A 22375-nucleotide genomic window follows, 5' to 3' on the forward strand; every position below is an offset into this window, starting at 1 on the left:
AAATAATTAGGAGTTAGATTGTGAATACAAAGGAATTAGCTGAATTAAGAGCAATTATTCCCCAAATGAAACGCGTCAAACATATCCATTTTGTGGGTATTGGTGGTGCCGGTATGGGTGGAATTGCTGAAGTTCTAGCTAATGAAGGTTACGAAATTAGTGGTTCAGATATTGCTGAAAATGCCGTTACCGAACATCTAAAGAAATTAGGCGCAAAAATTATTATTGGTCATGCAGCTGAAAATATAATTAATTCAAGTGTAGTCGTAATCTCTTCCGCAATTTCACAAGATAATATTGAAGTTGTTGCTGCACGGGATGCTCGTATTCCAGTTATTCAAAGAGCTGAAATGCTTGCTGAATTAATGCGTTTCCGATATGGAATTGCTATCGCAGGGACTCATGGTAAAACGACGACAACGGCAATGGTCACCGCTATTTATGCCGAAGCGAAACTTGATCCAACTTTTGTTAATGGTGGTTTAGTTAAAGCAGCGGGTACTCATGCAAAATTAGGTAGTAGCCGTTATTTCATTGCTGAGGCTGATGAAAGCGATGCATCATTTTTACACTTACAACCTATGGTTTCTATTGTTACTAATATTGAACCAGACCATATGGATACTTATCAAGGGAGTGTAGAAAATCTTAAGCAAACATTCATCTCTTTTTTACGTAATTTACCTTTTTACGGTTTAGCGGTGATGTGTTATGACGATCCAATTAACCGTGAATTATTACCGATCGTTGGACGAAAAATTATTACTTACGGTTTTAGTGATGAAGCGGATGTGGTGATTAAAAATTATCGTCAAGAACGAGGTGTCAGTTACTACACTGTGTGTCGTCCAGATCGTAATGATTTAGAAATCGAATTAAATGCACCCGGTAAACACAATGCATTAAATTCAGCTGCGGCAATTATTGCTGCAACAGAAGATGGCATAGATGATCAATCGATCATTAATGCTTTGGCGAAATTCGCTGGTACAAGTCGCCGTTTTGATTTAGTGGGCGTTTTTCCGCATGCTAACGGTAAAGATATTATGATGGTTGATGATTATGGTCATCATCCAAGCGAAGTTAATGCAACGATACAAGCGGCTAAAAATGGTTGGCCGGATCGTCGTTTAGTTATGCTATTCCAACCTCATCGATATACACGTACACGCGATTTATTCGATGATTTTGCTCAAGTGTTATCTCAAGTTGATGCGCTTGTTATGTTAGACGTCTATTCTGCTGGTGAGCAACCAATTGCGGGTGCAGATAGTCGTTCTTTGTGCCGTTCAATTCGTAATCGGGGCAAAGTGGATCCAATTTATGTTTCAGATTTAGATCTCTTACCAGAAATGATGAAAGAAATTTTAAAAGGTGGAGATCTGTTATTAACTCAAGGCGCGGGTAGTGTGGGTCGTATTGCACGTCAGTTAGCCGATGCTCAATTTTTTTCAGGAGAAGGTCTATAATGATTGATAAAGTTGCGGTATTGTATGGTGGAACATCTGCAGAGCGAGAAGTTTCACTCAAATCAGGTCAAGCTGTACAAGCAGGATTATTGGCTAATGGTGTTGATGCCCACCTTATTGATACAAGAGACCACCCTATTACCAACTTAAAAGAAGCGGGATTTACTAAAGCATTCGTGATTCTTCATGGGCGTGGTGGTGAAGATGGTATAACACAAGCAATATTAACTTATCAACAAATTCCTTATACTGGTAGTGATGTTTTATCGTCAGCCCTCACTATGGACAAACTAAAAACTAAATTAGTTTGGAAAGCACTAGGTTTACCTGTAGCAGATTATGTTATGGTCGAAAAAGATCAATCAATTGATATTGATGCCATTGTACAACAGCTTGGACTCCCTTTATTTGTAAAACCAAGTCACGAAGGTTCAAGTGTAGGTATGACGCGCGTTAACCAAGCAAATGAACTTAAAACTGCTCTTGAACATGCTTTTAAGTATGATAATTATGTCATGGTTGAATCGTTTTTATCAGGGCCAGAATTTACTGTCGCCATTGTTGGTGATGAAGTATTACCATCAATTTATATTAAACCTGCAACCAAGTTTTATGATTATGATGCTAAATATCTATCTGATTCAACACAATATTTTTGCCCGAGTGGTTTATCAGATGAAAAAGAGCAAGAGATCCGTAAATTAGCACTTGATGCTTATAAGGCGGTTGGATGCCGAGGTTGGGGGCGAGTTGATATAATGTTTGATGATAATCAAACCCCCTATTTGTTAGAAGTGAACACTGCGCCTGGAATGACAGATCATAGTTTAGTACCAATGGCAGCGAAACAATACGGTTGGTCATTTAACGATCTTGTTAGTCGAATTTTACATTTAGCAACAATATAACTGGCTATATTATTTATGAAGCAAGTAAGGCAAGCCGCTCACCGACGTGAAGGAAAAAAAAAGAGATACTTGCTTATTTTTCGTAGTACTGAGCAATTAGCTGGTTTTTTGTTCTTTATTATGATTGTTTTCGTTAGTGCATGGATTGTCCAAAGCGTAAAAAATTGGATGGAAGATCCAGAACAGATGGTATTGTCGCAATTAACTTTAAGCGGTGAATATACCTATACGACTGAGGATGATCTTAGAGAAGCAATTTTAGGTTTGGGGTTACCAAATACTTATATTGGTCAAGATGTAAATGATATACAACAAGAAATATTAAGATTTCCATGGGTTAAACAGGTTAGTGTACGTAAGCAGTGGCCTGATAAATTGATAGTATATATAGAAGAGTATAAACCTGAGTTTTATTGGAATGATCTGTTTTTACTCGATAAAGAAGGGAATGTATTTAGTGTTCCGCTAGATCGTATAACGGACTTGAAATTACCAAGACTTTATGGTCCAGAAGGTAAAGCAAAGTCAGCGTTAGAGATTTATTATAAGTTAGATGAACTTTCAAAAAAATTAGCTAACAATCAATTAGCACTGCATATTAAGTCAGCAATAACTGATGAACGCAATGCATGGCAGTTGATGGTAAAACAGTGTATTGGTGATTTTTGTGAAGAAAATCAAGAAATAAAACTGATGTTGGGTAATGAAAATGTAGAGCAACGTTACCAACAATTTATCAAATTATTTCCTGAAATTCAGTCAAAAACACCGAAAGATGAAAGAATTACAGTCGCTGATTTACGTTATGAAAATGGCATTTCAGTACAAAGAGAAAAAATGACACAGTAGGGAATAAATTAAGGCTGAAATATGAAAGCAACAGAAAAAAAATTGGTGGTTGGACTAGAAGTAGGTACTTCTAAAGTACTTGCTCTTGTCGGTGAGGTTCTGCCCGATGGTATTGTCAATATCATCGGTGTAGGTCATTGCCCATCAAAAGGCGTTGATAAAGGTGGTGTGAACGATCTTGAGTCAGTAGTTAAATCAATCCAACGTGCAATTGACCAAGCTGAATTGATGGCTGATTGCCAGATTTCTTCTGTTTATTTGAGTCTTTCTGGTAAACATATTCGCTGTCAAAATGAAATAGGTATGGTGCCAATAGCTGACGAAGAGGTAACTGCTGAGGATGTCGAAAATGTTGTCCACACCGCGAAATCGGTAAGAATTCTTGATGAGCATCGAATATTACATGTTATTGCACAAGAATATTCGATTGATTTACAAGAAGGGATTAAAAACCCAATAGGATTATCAGGTGTACGAATGAAAGCAAAAGTTCATTTAGTGACCTGTCATAATGATATGGCGAGAAATATCGTAAAAGCTGTTGAGCGTTGTGGATTGAAAGTTGATCAGTTGATTTTTTCTGGTTTAGCTTCAAGTTATGCTGTTTTAACTGATGATGAAAAAGAGTTAGGGGTTTGCGTCATTGATATTGGCGGCGGAACCATGGATGTGACAGTTTATACTGGCGGGGCTTTACGGCATTCGGTTGTCATTCCTTATGCTGGAAATGTTGTGACGAGTGATATCGCTTATGCATTTGGTGCTCCTCCAATGGATGCTGAAAATATCAAAATTCGATATGGGTGTGCTGTTGGTTCACTAATCGGAAAAGATGAAGTTATTGATGTACCGAGTGTTGGTGGTCGACCTTCTCGTTCTTTACAACGGCAGACTCTGGCTGATGTGATTGAACCTCGTTATTCAGAACTATTATCATTGGTACAAAAAGAGTTATTATCATTACAAGATGAATTAAAAAAACAAAATGTAAAATATCAATTAGCTGCAGGTATAGTACTAACTGGTGGTGCAGCACAAATAAAGGGAATGGTGGAATGTGCTGAAAAAGTATTTCAAAATCAAGTCCGTGTTGGACAACCGTTAAATATTTCAGGATTAACTGATTATGTACAAAAGCCTTATTGTTCAACAACAGTAGGATTGTTACATTATGGCAAACAAAGTTTATTAAGTGATGATGGCAAAGATAACCATAAGTCATCATTAAAAGGGATAGCTAAACGATTGACCGGTTGGTTTAAAAAAGAATTTTAGCTAATATATTTCAAGAACTTCGTGGACATTGTTGACGGTTATATGTACAATGTCCCTAGATCGTATATTTGGAGATAAGTTATGTTTGAGCCTATGGTTGCAGATGATGAACCAGCAGCAGTCATTAAAGTTATTGGTGTCGGTGGTGGCGGCGGTAATGCTGTTGAACATATGATTGCTGAGCATATTGAAGGTGTTGAATTTTTTGCGGCAAATACTGATGCGCAAGCATTGAAAAGAATTAAGGTAGGTCAAACTATCCAGATCGGCACGAATGTCACTAAAGGACTTGGTGCGGGGGCTAATCCAGAAGTGGGTAGAAACTCTGCCGAGGAAGATCGTGAAGTCATTCGTAATGCAATTGAAGGAGCCGATATGGTGTTTATCGCTGCAGGAATGGGCGGAGGAACAGGCACCGGAGCTGCTCCAGTTGTTGCTGAAATAGCTAAAGAATTGGGTATTTTGACTGTAGCTGTTGTGACTAAACCTTTTGGATTCGAAGGTAAAAAGCGTATGGCTTTTGCTGAACAAGGTATTGCTGAGTTAGCAAAACATGTTGATTCGCTTATTACTATTCCAAATGATAAGCTATTAAAGGTTTTAGGTCGTGGTGTTAAACTATTAGATGCTTTTGCAGCAGCAAATGGTGTGCTGAAAGGTGCAGTCCAAGGTATTGCTGAGTTAATCACCAAACCAGGTCATATTAATGTGGACTTTGCAGACGTTAGAACAGTGATGTCTGAAATGGGATATGCTATGATGGGCTCTGGTCGTGCAAGTGGTGATAATCGAGCTGAGGAAGCGGCTGAAATGGCTATTTCAAGCCCATTACTTGAAGACATCGATTTATCTGGTGCACGTGGTGTGCTCGTTAATGTAACTGCTGGTTTAGATCTTGGCTTAGAAGAGTTTGAAACGGTTGGTAGTACTGTTAGGGCTTTTGCCTCGGACAATGCTACAGTTGTAGTTGGGACTACTTTTGATCCTGATATGTCAGATGAAATTCGTGTAACTGTTGTTGCAACAGGTATTGGCATGGATAAACGTCCTGAAGCAAAAATAACTAAACCGATTCAACAAAACTCATTATTTAGTCAAAATAATACTTTGGCACAACAAGAAGAAAAACTAGCTAAAGTGGTTAATGAGCAATCTATTTCTCCTCTCGAGGAAAATAAGATTTTAGATATTCCTGCTTTTATTCGTAAACAAGCGAATTAAAAGTGAACTTATTTGATTTTTTATTGTCACAATTCAATAGAAACAAATAAACATAGTAGGTGCTAATGAAACAAAGAACATTAAAAAAGACAATACAGACAACTGGTGTCGGTTTACATACTGGCAAAAAAGTTACTTTGACGTTGCGTCCTGCACCTGAAAATACAGGTGTTATTTATAGACGTACTGATTTGAATCCATATGTGGACTTTCCGGTAGATGCAAAATCAGTTCGTGATACGATGCTCTGTACTTGTTTAGTTAATGAAGATAATGTCCGTATTTCAACGGTAGAACATATTAACTCTGCATTAGCAGGGCTGGGGATCGATAATATTATTATCGAAGTCAATGCACCGGAAATTCCAATTATGGATGGTAGTGCAAGTCCATTTATTTATTTGTTACTTGATGCCGGTATCATTGAACAAAATGCGCTTAAAAAGTTTTTACGTGTTAAAGAAACAATACGCGTTGAAAATGGTGATAAATGGGCTGAAGTAAGACCATTTAGTGGGTTTCGATTGGACTTCACGATTGATTTCCAACATCCTGCTATTGATAGTAGTTCGCAACGTTATCAGCTCGATTTTTCGTCTGAATCTTTTATTCGTCAAATCAGTCGTGCTAGAACGTTTGGTTTTATGCGTGATATCGAAGCATTACAGTCTAAAGGTTTATGCTTAGGTGGTAGTTTAGATTGTGCTATCGTAGTAGATGATTATAAAGTTCTTAATGAAGATGGATTACGTTTTGAAGATGAGTTTGTTCGTCACAAAATGTTAGATACCATAGGTGACTTATACATGAGCGGTCACAACATGATTGGTGAAGTGGTTTGTTATAAATCAGGACACGCTTTGAATAATCAGTTATTACAAGCTTTATTGGCGAAACAAAGTGCGTGGGAGTACGTCACATTTACTGACGAGCAAACCGTACCGCTTGCTTTAGGAACTCAACAACTTGTTTTAGCATAAAAACTGATTGTTGAATCATATAATCTTTAACGCTTCCATTAATATGGAAGCGTTTTTGTTTTTATAACTAATGAGATGATGATATGAATAAAAGCCATTTTTTTGCTCATCTTTCACGATTAAAATTAATTAATCGTTGGCCGTTAATGCGCAATGTCAGAACAGAAAATGTATCTGAGCATAGTCTTCAAGTCGCTTTTGTTGCACATGCGTTAGCAATCATCAAAAACAAATATTTTAACGGACAAGTTAATCCTGAAAGAATCGCTTTATTAGCTATGTATCATGATGCATCCGAAGTGATTACTGGAGACCTGCCTACACCGACTAAATACTATAATCCTCAAATTACAACAGAATACAAAAAGATTGAAAAAATTGCCCAAAACAAGCTAATTAATATGTTACCGCAAGAGTTACAAGATGATTTTAGACGTCTTATTGATGATGATTTTTATGATGAAACAGAAAAAAATATTGTCAAACAGGCCGATGCGTTATGTGCTTATCTTAAAACGATTGAAGAACTCAGTGCCGGCAATAATGAGTTTAGATTGGCTGAACAGCGTTTGAAAAAGACATTGTCTGAACGAGGAAGTCCTGAAATGGATTATTTTTTAGAAATATTTGTGCCAAGTTTTAGTTTATCGTTGGATGAAATCACGTTAGATAAATAACAAATGTTGAAACCTAATTGGAGTTAACTACAATTAGGTAACTTATGTGTTATTTAATTTTCTTTTCATGAGCCATTTTTAAAATTTATCAGGTCATTGCTATTATGATATTTCTCGATAGAGGACTGCTAATGGCAGTGATATTTTAAAGCATGTTCCTTTTTTCTTACCAAGATTGAATAACTGAATATCACCGCCAAGTTCATCAACACAAGATAAAACCAAATATAACCCCATACCACGATTATCTCCTTTAGTTGAATAGCCTTTTTGAAAGATATGCTGTACATCTTTTTCAGAAATACCTATCCCGTTATCAATGATTTCGATGTAAAAATAGCCGTTTTGGACAGTAAAATTTATCTCTATTTTTTTATCAGCTAAACTATGAACGGCATCTAAACTATTATCGATCAGATTTCCAAGAATAGTGATTAAATGATGAATGACTAAGTGATTAGAAATAGGGGCGATCATACCATTAATGTTAAAAGTTAAGGCTATGCCTAATTCTTTTATTCGACTCAATTTACTATTAAGAAAGCCAGTAATAATGGGTTCTTTAATGTATTGACTAATCTCGTCTAATTCTGGTTGTTTATTGCCAATAATTTCTTCAAGATAATTGACCAGTTCTTGTTTGTTGTCTTGATATGCCAGTCCATAAATTACATGCAATTTATTATTAAATTCATGAGATTGCGAACGTAAAGCATCGGCATCACGATTAATACTTGTTAATTTCTTTGATAATTGGCGTATTTCTGTTATATCACGAAAAGAGGTAATGGCTCCGACTAATTTATTATTTACGTATAATGGAATACGGTTAGTCACAATCACCATACCATTAATATTTTGTTCGCAATCATATTCAGCAATCCCCTTGTTCATAACTTCATTTAAACGTGCATTGGGTATAAGAGTGTTAATGGGTTTGCCGATAATGTTTTCCTTACTCTTATCCATATGTAATATTCTAATGGCTTCATCATTAATTTGTGAAATTAATCCATTTTGGTTAATCACGACTATGCCTTCTTTGACAGTTCTAATAATGGCATTACATTCTTCAAAAAGTTGATCTATTTGGTTGGGTTTTAATCTACATATAAGCATCTTAATATAACGAGACAATAAACAGGCTAAAATCACTGTTAAAGTAAATGACACTAATAAAGATAACCAAACTGGTTGACTTGACTTTAAAGCTAAATAATTCATTTTATGGCGTGTTTGTCCAACCAAAACAATACCAATTTGTTGCTGATTATCGTTGTATATAGGGCTGGATGCTGTGATTGGATCGTCTAATGTTCCTTTAGCAATGGAAAGATGTGATGTTTCTAGTAATGCCTTTTGTTCATTGCCCTCTACAAGCTGCTGTCCTGTTTTGCTTTTGTCTAGGTGTGAATACTGTACACCTTGCATATTGAATATTACGACAAAATCAACTGATGCAAGTTGGCGAACTTGTTCGGTATAATGTTGAATTGCTTGTAAATTGTCTGACGTGGGATTACTGACTTGATTAATGAGATTATGATTAGTTGATACTAATTCGGCAATATCTTTAAATCGTTGAGAAGAAAGATGATAAAACGCTTTGTTTATCATATGAATAGTGTAAACATATTGAACAACCACTGAAAATATAAATGCAGCGCAAATCAAACTGATAAGCTTAGTTTTAAGCGTTAATTGATTAAACATATATTTCATATTTTATTCTTCAGCAATAAAATTGACGATTCAACAATACGAATGCAGATGGAAAAATCATTCATTAAATACGCGATTAAAAGATTACATATTTTTTCGATTTAATTAATGATTTTTGGGCTATTGGTTGTATTGTTGACTTATTTATCAACATGTTAGTAAACTTCGATTCAAATGCATTCGGTAAAATAGATTTAACAGTATTGTTATCTTTAGTATTGAATCTTAAATAAACCCTTATCCGTGGATAAAGTGGTATGTAGAAGCTGATTATCTAAAGCATGACGAAATTTACACTGTCGTTTTGTACTTAATGCCAACGTTTTTTCTTCAAAGATTGTCATAACGCATTCCTTATGTTTGATAATAGTGTTAAGAGCTAAAATCAGAAGAGTAAATAAGTAAATAGCTAATTTTTATTAAAGACATCAGTGATAAATATACGTTTTTTGTCATTAGAAGGTCGTTTACAAATGACACTGAATATTGAGAACGATTAGAAAGATATTATTTAGTATAAAACTAAGGTGATACATTTTACCACCATAGTTTTATATTGCGAACGTTAATACAATTAAATTTGAATTTTTTAAAAATCTATCTTAGCACCTGCTGTTATATAACGACTATTCTTTTTACTTTGACCAAAGTACTGATAATCAAGATTTAAATTTATCAACTGATATTGATAATTGATTCCAGCCCCTAAATTATATTGATTTTTAGTCCTGTTTGATGAATAGCTACGCATTTTAGATAAACCATTGATACCATTAAGAGTAATATCACTATCAAATTTGTTGCGACTAAAATTAAAAGTATAGCCGGTTTGACCCGTTAAAGTTAATTGACTATCCTTATTTTTGAAGAAAGAATATGTTGTGGTCAAATCAAGTGGCATCAATACCGCAGAATTTGTCGCTTGACCATATTTAACCAAGTTGATTTGATTATAGCTAACATTGTGAGCACTATTTTCGGTATGAATATAAGTTAAACCAATACTTGGAATCATTGCAAATTCTTCGGTATTTTGCCAATGATAACCAACAGCACCACCAAAATTCCACGTTCTATTATTAAATTTTTCCTTAATAGTATTAAAACTATCGTGAGTTTTTAAATCATTTTTTCCAAAGGAATAACCTGCGAACGTTGATCCCAGTATATTATTAGGAAATTTATAACTGGTGTATAACTGAATTTGATATTGATGGATATCAGAATCATTTGATGAAGCCGCTTTATCCTTATACTTACCAGTGGAATAACCAATGGCACTACCCACTAAAAGATTATCGATAACTTCTTTATCAAACCCGAGCATAAACCCATTAGAAGTGTATTTATATCCAGAAATGCCCTGATTATTATCGGTATTTTCATAATGGTGAGTCAGGTTAACCCATAAATTATTTTCTTCACCTTGGTTTAGATGAAATTGGTGAACTCGTTTATCTAAAATGGCTTTGGTATCATTCAGTGAATTCATTGCGATTTCAGTTAAATGTAAACCATGATTATTATTATAAAGCCCAGCGATATTTTGATTAAAAAATAGGGTCGTTCCTTTTGATTCAATGGCTAAATTACCACGTGCCATATTGCTGAGTATTTGCCAATTTAATTCCCCAGCTTTGGTATTAGTTTTACTTAACATTTCATTATTGTTTGTGTTATACATTGATTCATAAGCGACTTTCACTAAATTATCAGTAAAGCGTTTAGCGACATTTTTTGATGAAGTACCTGATTGTTGATAATAACGTGAGATTTGGCGTTTAGCCGCATTTTTTGCATTTTTTGCATCATCGAAATTGGTGACATTACTCGCATTGACAAATACAAGTTCATTCCCCGATTGCTTGAAGTTCAAGTCCCCATAAATATTTTGAATAAGTGGTTTTAGTTGACCGTTTTGAATAGGGTGGATACTTAATTTATTCTCTGCGGCTAAAACTGTCGCATTTATATCGGTTGTCGTATATTTCAATCCATTTTTGATAAAGTCATCTGTTGCTGAAAATTTGGCATTAGATGAAAGATTGATGTTATCACCGCGTATTACATTGACCTGTTTGGTATCAGAAATACCAAAGCTAACGATACCATCAATATTGAGTTGAGATGTCTTATTGGTTTGATCACTAATTGATAGTGATCCTTTAGACGATTCTATTGTCGCATTTTTACCAACATTTAATTCACCATCTGATGCAAGTTTTATAAAACCATTACCACGGCTTGCACTCAATATGGCTTGATCTACGACATCAAAATTACCACCACGGCTGACATCAACCGTTCCTTCACGCATGACAATCATTTTGCCTGTTTTACCAATTAAAACAGAAGAGCGATTTGAATCCTTATTTGTCGTTTCTAAAACTGTTTTTGCACCAATAATTTCAATGTCTCCTCCTGTTAAATTAAAGGTACGGGTGGTTAGTCTGGCAGGGGCAGAGGCGGTGCCAGCTAGATGATTATCACCACTACGAATATTCGTATCACCGTCAACAATAACCGTTGTTTTTCCTGTGGAATTTGTACCGGTGCGCATAACGTTACCGGCTAAAATCATTAACCCACCTCGTTGTTTATCTGCCCCTAACTCAACATTAATATCACCTGAAACATGAACGTTAATATCGTGCTCTATAGGATCAAAAGGAAAATCCTTGTGTAATCCTAAATATTGGGTGAAGAATTTAGTATCAAATTTACCAATCCACGTGTCATTATAGATTTGAAAGTTACCTTTGATGAACATGTTAATGTCACCTTGTGCATTTGAGGCGGATTCGGTTGCTGTTTTGCCACTAAAACCCAAATGGAAAGATGCATCATCTTTAATCGTTAAACCATTTTCTGCAATAATATTCACAGGTGTAGTGCTGCTATTTGTTAAAAAATAACGTTCATCGATTTGGTTGAAAGGTAAGACGATGTCTGTAGTCACATCATGATTGTAAGCTTGTACATAATTGGCGCTAAAAGCACTGATTACTAATAAAGATATTGATTTCAATTTCATTGTTTTTTTAAATTAATTTAATACTTTGGGGCTGAAATAATATATTATTAGTAATGATAATCAATATTATTTTTAATTTTTTTTGATCAATATCATTTTTTGCTAGTATTGAGACAAAAACCAGGTTATTGCAATAAGATCTGCAGAACCACCAGGACTTAAATTACGTTCAATCAACTTATTATCAAGTTGAGTGAATAGCTGAATGCCATCTGGGTGTGTAATGCCACCTTGCAAAATAATCTGCTTAGCTTGTTGTTTGACAAAGTTTAAACCATCAAGCCCACCTCTTGATACCAAATTGGTATCCTGATTATAAGCAAGCAAATACAATAGTGCTTGTAATAGTGAATCTTCTTCACTATAACCATTTTGTTGCATCTGGTTGTAAATAGGGAGCGAGATATTTCTTGCTGTTGCATAACCGGATTCTGCTTCTCCTCGTGCGCCAGATAGATTGTGTAGTTTAAATAACTTTTCACCCACAGATTTTATTTGATGATTTTGTTTAAGCTCATGATCAACAATGCCTTGGCAAATTGTCGACACTTCATTGCTGATACTTTGAATATTGATTTGTCGTTGTTGTTTCGTTAATCTACCGATAGCGCCAAGTAGCAAACCAAAAGCAAAAATCCCACCTTTATGGGTGTTAATTTGATGTGTAGCATGGTACATCGCTTGTTCACACTGTATCCCGATAGGTCTTATATCAGTTAAAAAAAGATGAGGTTCTTTATTTGCTGAATCTATTCCATACTGATAGAAGGGTTCAAACCAACATGATATTGCCTCAATACTGGCAATAAAAGTTTGAAAATTCATATCTCGGTGCGCACCGTTATTATTCATATCAACCAGCCCGGGTTTGGGCGATAAGCATATCTCTCTGATTAGAGCTTTAATGGCAAATTGTACTGGTAAAGATTGCTGATCTTTAATCAGTTTTGATTCTATGAATGCCACTTGCTTTGAATAATCGTTCATTATTGATTCATACCTATATGAAATGTCAAACTTGCTTATCTTTTTGAAATTGATAGAAAAGGTAACTGAATGAATTAAACCGTCACATTACCAATCTATTTAAAAATAGATTGGTAATTAAAGAACTAGTAATCATTATGCGATGATGTAGCAAGTACTTCACGATTTCCATTGTGGCTAGGCGCACTGATTATGCCTTCAACTTCCATTTGCTCCACAATTCTTGCTGCTCGGTTGTAACCAATTCTAAATTTTCGTTGAACGCTTGAAATTGAAGCTCGGCGAGTTTCAACAACAAATTCTACAACCTGATCGAATAGGGGATCCAGTTCTTCGTCAAGACCATCTGAACTACCGCTTTCGCCGTCATCGGTGGCTACGGTGACATTTTCAATGTATTTTGGCGTACCACGTGCTTTCCAATCTTGAACGACCGCATGGACTTCTTCATCACGGACAAACGCACCATGAACACGGATCGGAATTGAACTATTCGGCGCAAGATATAGCATATCCCCCATACCAAGTAACGATTCAGCCCCCATTTGATCCAAAATAGTGCGTGAGTCTATTTTACTCGATACCGTAAAAGCGATACGCGTAGGGATGTTGGCTTTGATTAAACCTGTAATTACATCCACGGATGGACGTTGCGTGGCTAATACAAGGTGAATACCAGCAGCCCGTGCTTTTTGAGCAAGCCTTGCAATCAATTCTTCGACTTTTTTACCCACCGCCATGATAAGATCGGCAAACTCATCAACCATGACGACAATATAAGGTAATTTTTCCAATGTCGGCATATTGAGATCCATACTGTCGGTTGGTTTCCAAAGTGGATCGGGAATCGGTCTACCCATTTCTTCAGCTTGTTTAATTTTTTCATTATAACCGGCAATATTGCGTACACCTAAAACTGACATAAGTCGGTAACGCTTTTCCATCTCATTAACACACCAATTAAGGGCGTTAGCGGCGTCTTTCATATCGGTGACGACTTGTGTTAATAGATGCGGGATCCCTTCATAAATTGACAGCTCAAGCATTTTAGGGTCAATCATAATAAAGCGAACATCTTCTGGCGATGATTTATATAAGATGCTTAAAATCATGGCATTGACACCAACGGATTTACCTGACCCTGTGGTACCAGCAACCAATAAATGTGGCATTTTTGCTAAATCGGCAACCACAGATTGCCCTGAGATATCTTTACCTAACACAACCGTAAGTGGCGATTGGGCATTTCTAAATTGTGGGCTGTCTAAAACTTCTCTAAAGTAGACTGTTTGTCGATTTTTATTCGGTAACTCTATGCCAACATAAGGTTTGCCTGGAATGACTTCTACCACACGTACAGATGGCATTGAAAGCGAACGTGCCAAATCCCGATCTAGCGTAGAAATACGAGCAGCTTTGATACCCGGTGCAAGTTCAATTTCAAAACGAGTAATAACCGGCCCCGGCATATAATCGACAACTTTCGCTTTGACTCGATAGTCAGAAAGGCTTTTTTCGATCAATTCTGACATCGCATTTAAGGCTGCATGATCCACTTCAATGCGTGCTGTTGGTGGTGCAGTAAGTAAGTTTAATGACGGTAGCGGTGTGGTTGGTTTTGGTAGTGGTTTATCATCACGTCTTAATAATGGGTGAATCAAACTTTCTCCATCATCATTTTCTTCCTCTTCGCTGTCATTATCACGCAAAGTTAAAGTGTGTACTTGAGTCTCCTCTAGCCTTACCTCTTCTGGATAAATGTCATCTATAATTGGGTTTTCTTGTTTAAGAATGTCTATATCGACATCTTCAGGTTGTTGTGTTACTTGGTTTTCAACCTCAAAATTATGCTGAGTTTCAACTTTTGTAGTAAAAGGTGTATCTATTTCTTCGAAAGATGATGTTTCTCTCATTGCTTCATTGGGTGTTGCAATGATTGGACTATCAGGATTAGCTTCGTGCGCATTATGCGTTAAGGTAAATAACGGTTTGCTCGGCGCATCGGTGATCGTGTATTTATCTTCTTCGAAAGGTTCTGTTAATGCAGGCTCTTTAGTGAGTGTGTCTTCACCGACAGTTTGAATTATTTGGTCTTGATTTTGTTGTTCATTGATATTTTTCAAAATCAGTTCCATTCGAGCTAAGATATCACTTTGATTAAGTTCAGTACTACTCTTTTTACCAGATTTTAAGTTGGATGGTTGAGTTTGTTTCGAAGTTGTTTCCAGTGTTTGTAGTAGCTCAGCAGCTGTTTTTATGAGTTGTTCATTATCGTTAGTGGCTAAAGATGCTATCGAACTATCAGTTGTTTTATTAATGGTTGTTCCTGATGTTGGTTCAATATTTTCACTGTTAATATTTGTTTGAAAATCATCCATAGTATCTAATTGACTACTATTTGAATTGATTGACATTGTGATTTGGGGCTCTTGATCGTTAGGTAATTTTTGAGTTCTATGTTCAGTATCTGTTTGATTAAGGTGATTGACACCACGAGATAGTAATAACCATTTCATTGGGGTAAGCAAAAACATAATAAAAGCACCAAGTTTTTCAATTATGTAAAGCCAAGATAGACCCGTTAATAAAGTAACACATGCAAAACAAACAGCAAGAAGAATCAAAGAAAGGACAAAGTTATTCATCATAGGTAAAAGATTTTCTATGACGATTGAACCAAGATAACCACCAGCTTCAAATTCGCTTGGATCACTAATATTTAATGCAAAAAAACCCGTACTACTAAAAACGAAGGCTAAAATGCCAATTATCCGAAAAGAGATACTGAAATAATTTATTGGTTCGTTAGCACTTCGATAAAAATAACCAACTAACTGTATGCAAATAAATGCAATGATGACAGGTAAACTAAATGCAATATAGCCTAGAAATTGGAACAAAATATCGGATAGATAAGCACCAATCAAACCGCCGAAATTACTGATCGGGTAATGCCAAGCCGTACGTGACCAACCAGGATCCGATGAGTTATAAGTAGATAGTGATAAAAACAAGCAAACAGATAATCCTATTATCGCAAGTAGGATAAGTTCAATTATTATCTGTTTTCCTGTGATTTTTTGCTTTTTCAAACATGTACCTTAAAAATATCGCAGTAAATGGTTGGCATTTTACCATAAATTGCAATATCTCACAGAGTGAATATGTTTAAATCACAATTTATTGGGCTACGATTAATCGATAAGATAGAGTGTTTTATTGAATCTTTCGCCATTTTGTACATAATGTTGTGCATTTTCAATATTGGCTGCGATTTCGGCTTCAGTTAATTTACGTACAATTTTAGCTGGTGAGCCAAGAATTAAACAACCTTCTTCATAGGGCAGACTATGGGTAACAAGAGAATTAGCACCAACTAAACAGTTTTTGGCAATTTTAGCACCATTCAATATGGTACTGCCCATGCCAATTAGAACATTATTTTCAATGATACAACTATGAAGAATAACGTTATGTCCAACGGTGACGTTTTCACCCACGATACACGGAATATTCGTTTCAATATGTATCGTTGAATTATCTTGTATATTGCTATTTTTGCCAATGTGAATAGGAGCGATATCACCTCGTAAAACGGCATTAAACCAAATTGAAACACCTTCTTCTAAAACTACATTGCCAATGATATCCGCCGAATTAGCTATAAAACAGCGTTGATGAATTTGTGGTTTTAAATCACCCAATTGATAGATCATTGTTCATTCCTTCTAAAAAATTTTATGCTCAAAAATAAAATGACGGCAGTAAAATTACAAATTACCATTGAACCAACCATAAACCATTCACTCATATTATGATTGACGGTTGCTGTCGTATGATTAGAGACTAAACTAGAAAGTACTACACCAATAGCCCCCGCTACCGCAAATCGAAGTGTGCCAGCCAGCGAAGATGCCGTGCCTGCAATATGAGAATAGAAATCCAACACCACCGCCATACTGTTTCCACCAATCGTTGATATACAACCAATATAACCTGCTACACAGATAACTAAGTAGATAAAGCCTAAATCTGTTATTGTTACCACTGCAAGTGCGATAGCCATGATAAATTGAATTAAAAGCCCAAATTGCATCATTTTGATTGAACCGACACGGCGAACAAAACGGCTATTAATCGTATTCATTATAATCATTACGGTAATATTGAGGGCAAAATAATAACCAAAATGAATCGATTCGACACCATGCAAGTTCATATAGACAAATGGCCCTAAACTAAGAAAAGAGAATAATCCAGCACCTGAAAATGCGCCGATCATCATATACGTCAATACTTGTCTATGCCGAAATAACGTTATGAAATTACTGAGAATGCGCGTTAAACTAAATTTCTCTCGTTTGGATTGACTTAATGTTTCAGGAATAGCCGTAAAAACGAATACCAAACACAACAATGCAATTAACCCAAGGGCAAAAAAATTGGCTTGCCAATTAAACCAATATAGTACAAATCCGCCAATAATCGGCGCAAGTAGCGGAGCGACATTTGAGATTAACATAACAAAAGACATCATTTTAGAAAACTCATCACGATCACGATAAATGTCTTTCATTAATGCATTCACAACGATAGCTGTTGTGGCAGCAGCTATACCATGAAAAAATCGAGCTGTAATCAATTGATGAATGTTGGCAGCAATACCACAACTTACAGCAGCTAATAGGAAAATAATTAATCCAAAAATCAGGACATAACGACGCCCATAGCTATCAGTTAAAGGCCCAAATATGAGTTGACCGAATGAAAATCCTAATAAATAACAACTAATGGTGAGCTGCACAGTTGCATCAGAAACATGAAAATTTTCGGCGATGGTTGGCATACTTGGTAAGTACATATCTATGGATAGTGGCATTAACATAGATAATAATCCAAGAATAAAAATAAGTGCCTTTTTCGAGATGTTGATCTCTACTGGTTTGTCATAGGGCTGCACGTAGCGATTCCTTCATGGATTGTTTGCTTTCATAAGTTATTAACTTGTCACTCTTTGATAATAATGGCACGTTTAATTTTGCTTGATCATTAAATTCACCAGTTAATGACGGTTTTATATTGGCTATTAACAAAATGATTCAATCTCATCTTCCGTAAGCGGACGATATTCGCCTTCAGGAACATCGAGAATAATATTGCCAATTTGTTTGCGATGCAAGGCAGTAACATGATTGTTTACCGCCGCAAACATCCGTTTAACTTGATGATAACGTCCTTCGCTAATGGCTAACTCCGCATGATATTCATCGATGATTGTGAGTTTAGCGGGTTTTGTCAGTGTTTTTTCACTTTTTAACTGGATACCATTGTGAAATATTTCAATTAAATTATCGGTTAATGGGTGTTCAACCGTCACTTGATAAACTTTTTCGCAATGGTGTTTAGGTGACGTAATGCGATGTGACCACTGACCGTCATCGGTTAATAACACAAGTCCAGTCGTATCAAGATCCAATCGTCCCGCTGCATGAAGTTTTTCAGACATGGGTTCATCAATAAAATAGAGAATTGTTGGATGATCAGGATCATCCGTCGAGCAGACATAGCCTTGAGGTTTATTCAACATAAAGTAGCGGTTTTGTGTGATAGGGATGATTTCATAACCATCGTATTCGACAAGTTGTTCTGGACTAAGTTGATAAGCCCCTGATTTTATGATCTCACCATCGACGGTAACTTTTTTGGCTTTTAATTCCTTATTGACGATTGTACGGCTAATGCCTAAATGGTGAGCGAGAAATTTATCTAATCGCATAATATTTATCATTCCTATAGTGCACTGACAGGGGTATATATATCAAATCGGTGATTTTTGGTTTTAATTTCTGCGGTTGGTTTTTCATTGGCTAGAAAAGATGCAGAATCCGGTCTTTTTACGACAACCCGTTTTTTAGCTAAGCGCCTTGCCGGTTCAAGTAGACTATCAGCATCACTATCACTCCCCACCAATTGTTGAAAAATACGCATTTCTTTTTTGACTAGCGCACTTTTTTGACGATGTGGAAACATCGGGTCAAGGTAGACAACATCTGGTTTTTCTGGATAGGACTCAAGTCCAGTAATACTCGAATGATAGATAAGATGTAAATGCTGCTGTAGCCAACTACCAATATTGGGATCTTGATAGGCACGTTGCAGACCATCGTCTAACAAAGCCGCAACGACAGGATGTCTTTCAAACATGGTGACATGACAACCTACAGCCGCTAATACGAATGCATCACGTCCAAGCCCAGCCGTTGCATCCACGACGGTAGGTAAGTAATCACCTTTTATCCCAACAGCTTTTGCTATCGCTTCACCGCGTCCTCCGCCAAATTGACGGCGATGTGCCATGGCGCCAGAGGTAAAATCAACAGAGATGGCACCTAATTTAGGCTCATCTGTTTTTTGTAACGCTAGCTGATCATGTTGATTAAGTAGGACAAATGGAAGATCTGCATGTGTGGATAACCACTGCTCAGCTAATTGGCTTAGCTGAGCAGAATGAGTACTAGTGGATACCATAGTGACGAAGTAAAGCCTCTAGTTGGGGTTCACGACCTCGGAAGTTTTTGAACAGTGTCATAGGTTCATCGCTTCCACCTTGCGATAAAATATTATCAAGGAAAGCATTTCCCGTTTTCGTATTGAAAATGCCTTCTTCTTCAAAACGAGAAAAGGCGTCAGCAGATAATACTTCAGCCCAAAGGTAACTATAATAACCCGCAGCATAACCTCCAGCAAAGATATGGCTAAAGGCATGAGGGAATCGCCCCCATTCAACAGTTGGTACCACAGCGACTAACTCTCGAACTTGCTTTAATGTTTCTAAAATATCAGGATCTTTTTGACTGTGAAGTTTAAAATCAAACAGTCCAAACTCTAACTGACGTAAAATAAATAGCGCTGCTTGATAATTTTTAGCATCTAACATTTTTTCAAGCATTTCAGCAGGTAAAGGTTCACCTGTTTCATAATGTCCAGAAATAAACGCTAATGCTTCGGGTTCCCAGCACCAGTTTTCTAGAAATTGGCTTGGTAATTCAACTGCATCCCATGGCACACCATTGATTCCTGCAACAGAAGAGACATCAATTTCAGTCAGCATATGATGAAGTCCATGTCCAAACTCATGAAATAGCGTTGTGACTTCATTATGTGTGAATAGTGCAGGTTTATCGCCAATAGGGCGGTTAAAATTGCAGGTTAAATAAGCAACTGGTTTTTGCACGTGACCACCAGCAAAACGCATACGACCAATACAATCATCCATCCATGCGCCGCCTCGTTTATGTTCACGAGCATATAAGTCAAGGTAAAAGCTACCTTTTAATTCACCATCTGTATTATAAAGGTCATAAAATTTAACTTCAGGATCCCAAACTTCGACCCCTTGTCGTTGTTTTGCCGTAATGCCAAATACACGATGAACAACTTCAAATAGACCATTTATAACAGTTTGCTCTGGGAAATAAGGGCGCAACTCTTCATCATTGATGGTATAAAGATATTGTTTTTGTTTTTCACTGTAATAAGCTATGTCCCAAGGTTTAATATCACTCGCGCCAAAAAATTCGTAAGCATAACGTTTTAAGTCGGCGAGTTCTTTTTCGCCTTGCGGTTTTGCCTTACTTGCTAAATCAGTTAAAAATTCGATGACTTGCTGTGTAGATTCAGCCATTTTAGTTGCCAAGGATTTATCGGCATAAGTCTCAAAGCCTAATAAATGTGCTAGCTCATCACGCAATGATAAAATTTGTTTTATTATTTCAGTATTATCCCATTTACCGGCGTTGGGACCTTGGTCTGATGCTCTTGTATTATAAGCTTGATAAAGCTCAAAACGCAGATCACGATTATCACAGTAAGTCATAATAGGTAAATAATTTGGGATATCAAGGGTGAGTAACCAGCCTTCTTGACCTTTGGCTTTGGCTTGCTCTTTAGCTGCGGCTAATGCACTTTCTGGCATGCCTGAAAGATCATCTAAATTTGTGATTAATTTAGTCCACCCCATGGTCGCATCTAAAACATTATTACTATATTTGGAGGAGAGTTCCGAAAGTTTAGCAACGATTTTACCATAGCGCTTTTGTTTATCTTCAGGTAATCCGATTCCGGATAACTCAAAGTCACGTAATGCGTTATCGATCACCTTTTTTTGCGCTTTAGTCAGTTTGGTATACTCTTCACTTTCTTTAATCTGTTTGTAGGCTTGATAAAGCGGTTTATGCTGTCCAACCCAAGTGCTGTATTCTGATAATAATGGCAAACAAGCTTCATAAGCCTCTCTCAGTTCGGGGCTGTTTTTTACAGAATTAAGGTGGCTAACGGGAGACCATGCTCGACTAAATTTTTCATCCATTTCATCGATAGGCTGGATGAGATTATCCCAGGTATATTGACTATTTTTAGTTAATACGGTTTCAATTGTATGACGACAATTTTTTAAAGCCTCTTGTATTGCAGGTAAAACATGTTCAGGCTTAATTTTTGAAAATAAAGGGAGTGGTGCATCTATTAGTAATGGGTTTGTCATTTTGTGATACCTTTGTACAATGATATTGTTGTTTTATTAAATATCAGATTATGGAAATAGCCATAAATCCATCATTACAATGGATAGGATAACTATAATCCCATTAATTTCCGCTCACGTTGCCATTCTGTTGGAGTATAGGTTTTAATTGATAAAGCATGAATACGATTGTCATTAATAAATTCTGCTAAGGGGGCATAAATTGCTTGTTGCTTTTTTACTCTGCTTAGATCTGCAAATAATTCACCAATAGCAATGACCTGAAAATGACTACCATCATTAGTCATGACATGCACTTCTTCGAGATCGAGTGAACTTTTTAATTTATCTATTATCTGCTGTTTGTCCATTGTTGAAACTCATTTTTTGAATGATTTTGGGGTTGAATATATTAATATTATCTTAGTTTGTCTTTCTGATAAAGATAAGCGTCATTTATTCCTGTATAACTGGTTGTAAATCATAGAGTGCAATTAATGTCTGTAATTGCGGATTAACGCTATCAAGTGTGACGGAATATTTGTTACAGAAATAAACTAATGTGGCAAGTCCCGAAGAGTCAACACGAATAAGTTGTGCCACATCAATTTTTTTTACATCTTTTAATAATGTATTTTGTATTGACCATACATCATTTAAAGAGTGAGCATCAAGCTCACCCTTTAGGTATAATATATCTTGTTGCTTTTCGGTTGTTATTCGCGACATGAT

19 protein-coding genes are annotated in these 22375 nt (G+C 36.3%); 7 read left to right on the top strand and 12 right to left on the bottom strand.

Annotation, left to right across the window (positions count from 1 at the left end):
• Positions 1 to 20 precede the first annotated feature (20 nt).
• From murC to yfbR, 7 genes are all read left to right on the top strand, one after another.
• A complete protein-coding gene (murC, locus tag GYM75_RS02440; RefSeq protein ID WP_363317341.1) occupies positions 21 to 1469 on the top strand; it encodes a UDP-N-acetylmuramate--L-alanine ligase in 1449 nt (482 codons plus the stop codon).
• Entirely contained in the window at positions 1469 to 2377 is a 909-nt protein-coding gene (locus tag GYM75_RS02445) for a D-alanine--D-alanine ligase (RefSeq protein ID WP_220216595.1), read from the top strand. Before murC ends, GYM75_RS02445 begins: the two co-directional genes overlap by 1 nt.
• Before the next feature lie 15 nt (positions 2378 to 2392).
• Positions 2393 to 3226, top strand: a complete 834-nt coding sequence (locus tag GYM75_RS02450; RefSeq protein ID WP_220216596.1) for an FtsQ-type POTRA domain-containing protein — start codon at positions 2393 to 2395, stop codon at positions 3224 to 3226.
• Positions 3227 to 3247: 21 nt separating this feature from the next.
• A complete protein-coding gene (gene ftsA, locus GYM75_RS02455) occupies positions 3248 to 4501 on the top strand; it encodes a cell division protein FtsA (RefSeq protein ID WP_065558886.1) in 1254 nt (417 codons plus the stop codon).
• Between the two features lie 81 nt (positions 4502 to 4582).
• Positions 4583 to 5722 (top strand): cell division protein FtsZ, encoded by a 1140-nt coding sequence (gene ftsZ, locus GYM75_RS02460; protein WP_220216597.1) that lies wholly within the window; start codon positions 4583 to 4585, stop codon positions 5720 to 5722.
• A gap of 65 nt (positions 5723 to 5787) precedes the next feature.
• On the top strand, positions 5788 to 6702 hold the full coding sequence (lpxC, locus tag GYM75_RS02465; protein ID WP_220216598.1) for a UDP-3-O-acyl-N-acetylglucosamine deacetylase: 915 nt from the start codon (positions 5788 to 5790) through the stop codon (positions 6700 to 6702).
• Positions 6703 to 6785: 83 nt separating this feature from the next.
• Positions 6786 to 7379 (top strand): 5'-deoxynucleotidase, encoded by a 594-nt coding sequence (gene yfbR / locus GYM75_RS02470; RefSeq protein WP_220216599.1) that lies wholly within the window; start codon positions 6786 to 6788, stop codon positions 7377 to 7379.
• A gap of 102 nt (positions 7380 to 7481) precedes the next feature.
• Here the strand turns inward: yfbR and GYM75_RS02475 are convergent, their stop codons facing one another.
• From GYM75_RS02475 to GYM75_RS02525, 12 genes are all read right to left on the bottom strand, one after another.
• The gene (locus GYM75_RS02475; protein ID WP_220216600.1) at positions 7482 to 9101 is read right to left on the bottom strand and encodes an ATP-binding protein; all 1620 of its coding nucleotides are present in this window, start codon (positions 9099 to 9101) and stop codon (positions 7482 to 7484) included.
• Between the two features lie 212 nt (positions 9102 to 9313).
• Complete coding sequence (locus tag GYM75_RS12295; protein WP_255556816.1) at positions 9314 to 9445, bottom strand: hypothetical protein; 132 nt, start codon at positions 9443 to 9445, stop codon at positions 9314 to 9316.
• 245 nt (positions 9446 to 9690) lie between these two features.
• Positions 9691 to 12135, bottom strand: coding sequence for an autotransporter outer membrane beta-barrel domain-containing protein (locus tag GYM75_RS02480; protein WP_220216601.1), 2445 nt, complete (start codon positions 12133 to 12135; stop codon positions 9691 to 9693).
• Positions 12136 to 12237: 102 nt separating this feature from the next.
• Positions 12238 to 13122 (bottom strand): triphosphoribosyl-dephospho-CoA synthase CitG, encoded by an 885-nt coding sequence (gene citG / locus GYM75_RS02485; protein ID WP_220216602.1) that lies wholly within the window; start codon positions 13120 to 13122, stop codon positions 12238 to 12240.
• 125 nt (positions 13123 to 13247) lie between these two features.
• Positions 13248 to 16214, bottom strand: coding sequence for a DNA translocase FtsK 4TM domain-containing protein (locus GYM75_RS12350; RefSeq protein ID WP_220216603.1), 2967 nt, complete (start codon positions 16212 to 16214; stop codon positions 13248 to 13250).
• 102 nt (positions 16215 to 16316) lie between these two features.
• Positions 16317 to 16838, bottom strand: a complete 522-nt coding sequence (locus GYM75_RS02495; protein ID WP_220216604.1) for a gamma carbonic anhydrase family protein — start codon at positions 16836 to 16838, stop codon at positions 16317 to 16319.
• Entirely contained in the window at positions 16835 to 18082 is a 1248-nt protein-coding gene (locus tag GYM75_RS02500; RefSeq protein WP_220216605.1) for a Bcr/CflA family multidrug efflux MFS transporter, read from the bottom strand. Before GYM75_RS02500 ends, GYM75_RS02495 begins: the two co-directional genes overlap by 4 nt.
• Before the next feature lie 126 nt (positions 18083 to 18208).
• Entirely contained in the window at positions 18209 to 18898 is a 690-nt protein-coding gene (gene rsuA / locus GYM75_RS02505; RefSeq protein WP_220216606.1) for a 16S rRNA pseudouridine(516) synthase RsuA, read from the bottom strand.
• A 14-nt stretch (positions 18899 to 18912) separates the two neighbouring features.
• Positions 18913 to 19650 (bottom strand): class I SAM-dependent methyltransferase, encoded by a 738-nt coding sequence (locus GYM75_RS02510; RefSeq protein WP_220216607.1) that lies wholly within the window; start codon positions 19648 to 19650, stop codon positions 18913 to 18915.
• The gene (prlC, locus tag GYM75_RS02515) at positions 19637 to 21664 is read right to left on the bottom strand and encodes an oligopeptidase A (protein WP_220216608.1); all 2028 of its coding nucleotides are present in this window, start codon (positions 21662 to 21664) and stop codon (positions 19637 to 19639) included. Before prlC ends, GYM75_RS02510 begins: the two co-directional genes overlap by 14 nt.
• Before the next feature lie 92 nt (positions 21665 to 21756).
• The gene (locus tag GYM75_RS02520; RefSeq protein ID WP_220216609.1) at positions 21757 to 22014 is read right to left on the bottom strand and encodes a BolA family protein; all 258 of its coding nucleotides are present in this window, start codon (positions 22012 to 22014) and stop codon (positions 21757 to 21759) included.
• An 85-nt stretch (positions 22015 to 22099) separates the two neighbouring features.
• The gene (locus tag GYM75_RS02525; protein WP_220216610.1) at positions 22100 to 22372 is read right to left on the bottom strand and encodes a hypothetical protein; all 273 of its coding nucleotides are present in this window, start codon (positions 22370 to 22372) and stop codon (positions 22100 to 22102) included.
• Positions 22373 to 22375 lie beyond the last annotated feature (3 nt).

The sequence above is a fragment of the Gilliamella sp. ESL0441 genome (assembly GCF_019469185.1).
Lineage (GTDB): Bacteria > Pseudomonadota > Gammaproteobacteria > Enterobacterales > Orbaceae > Gilliamella.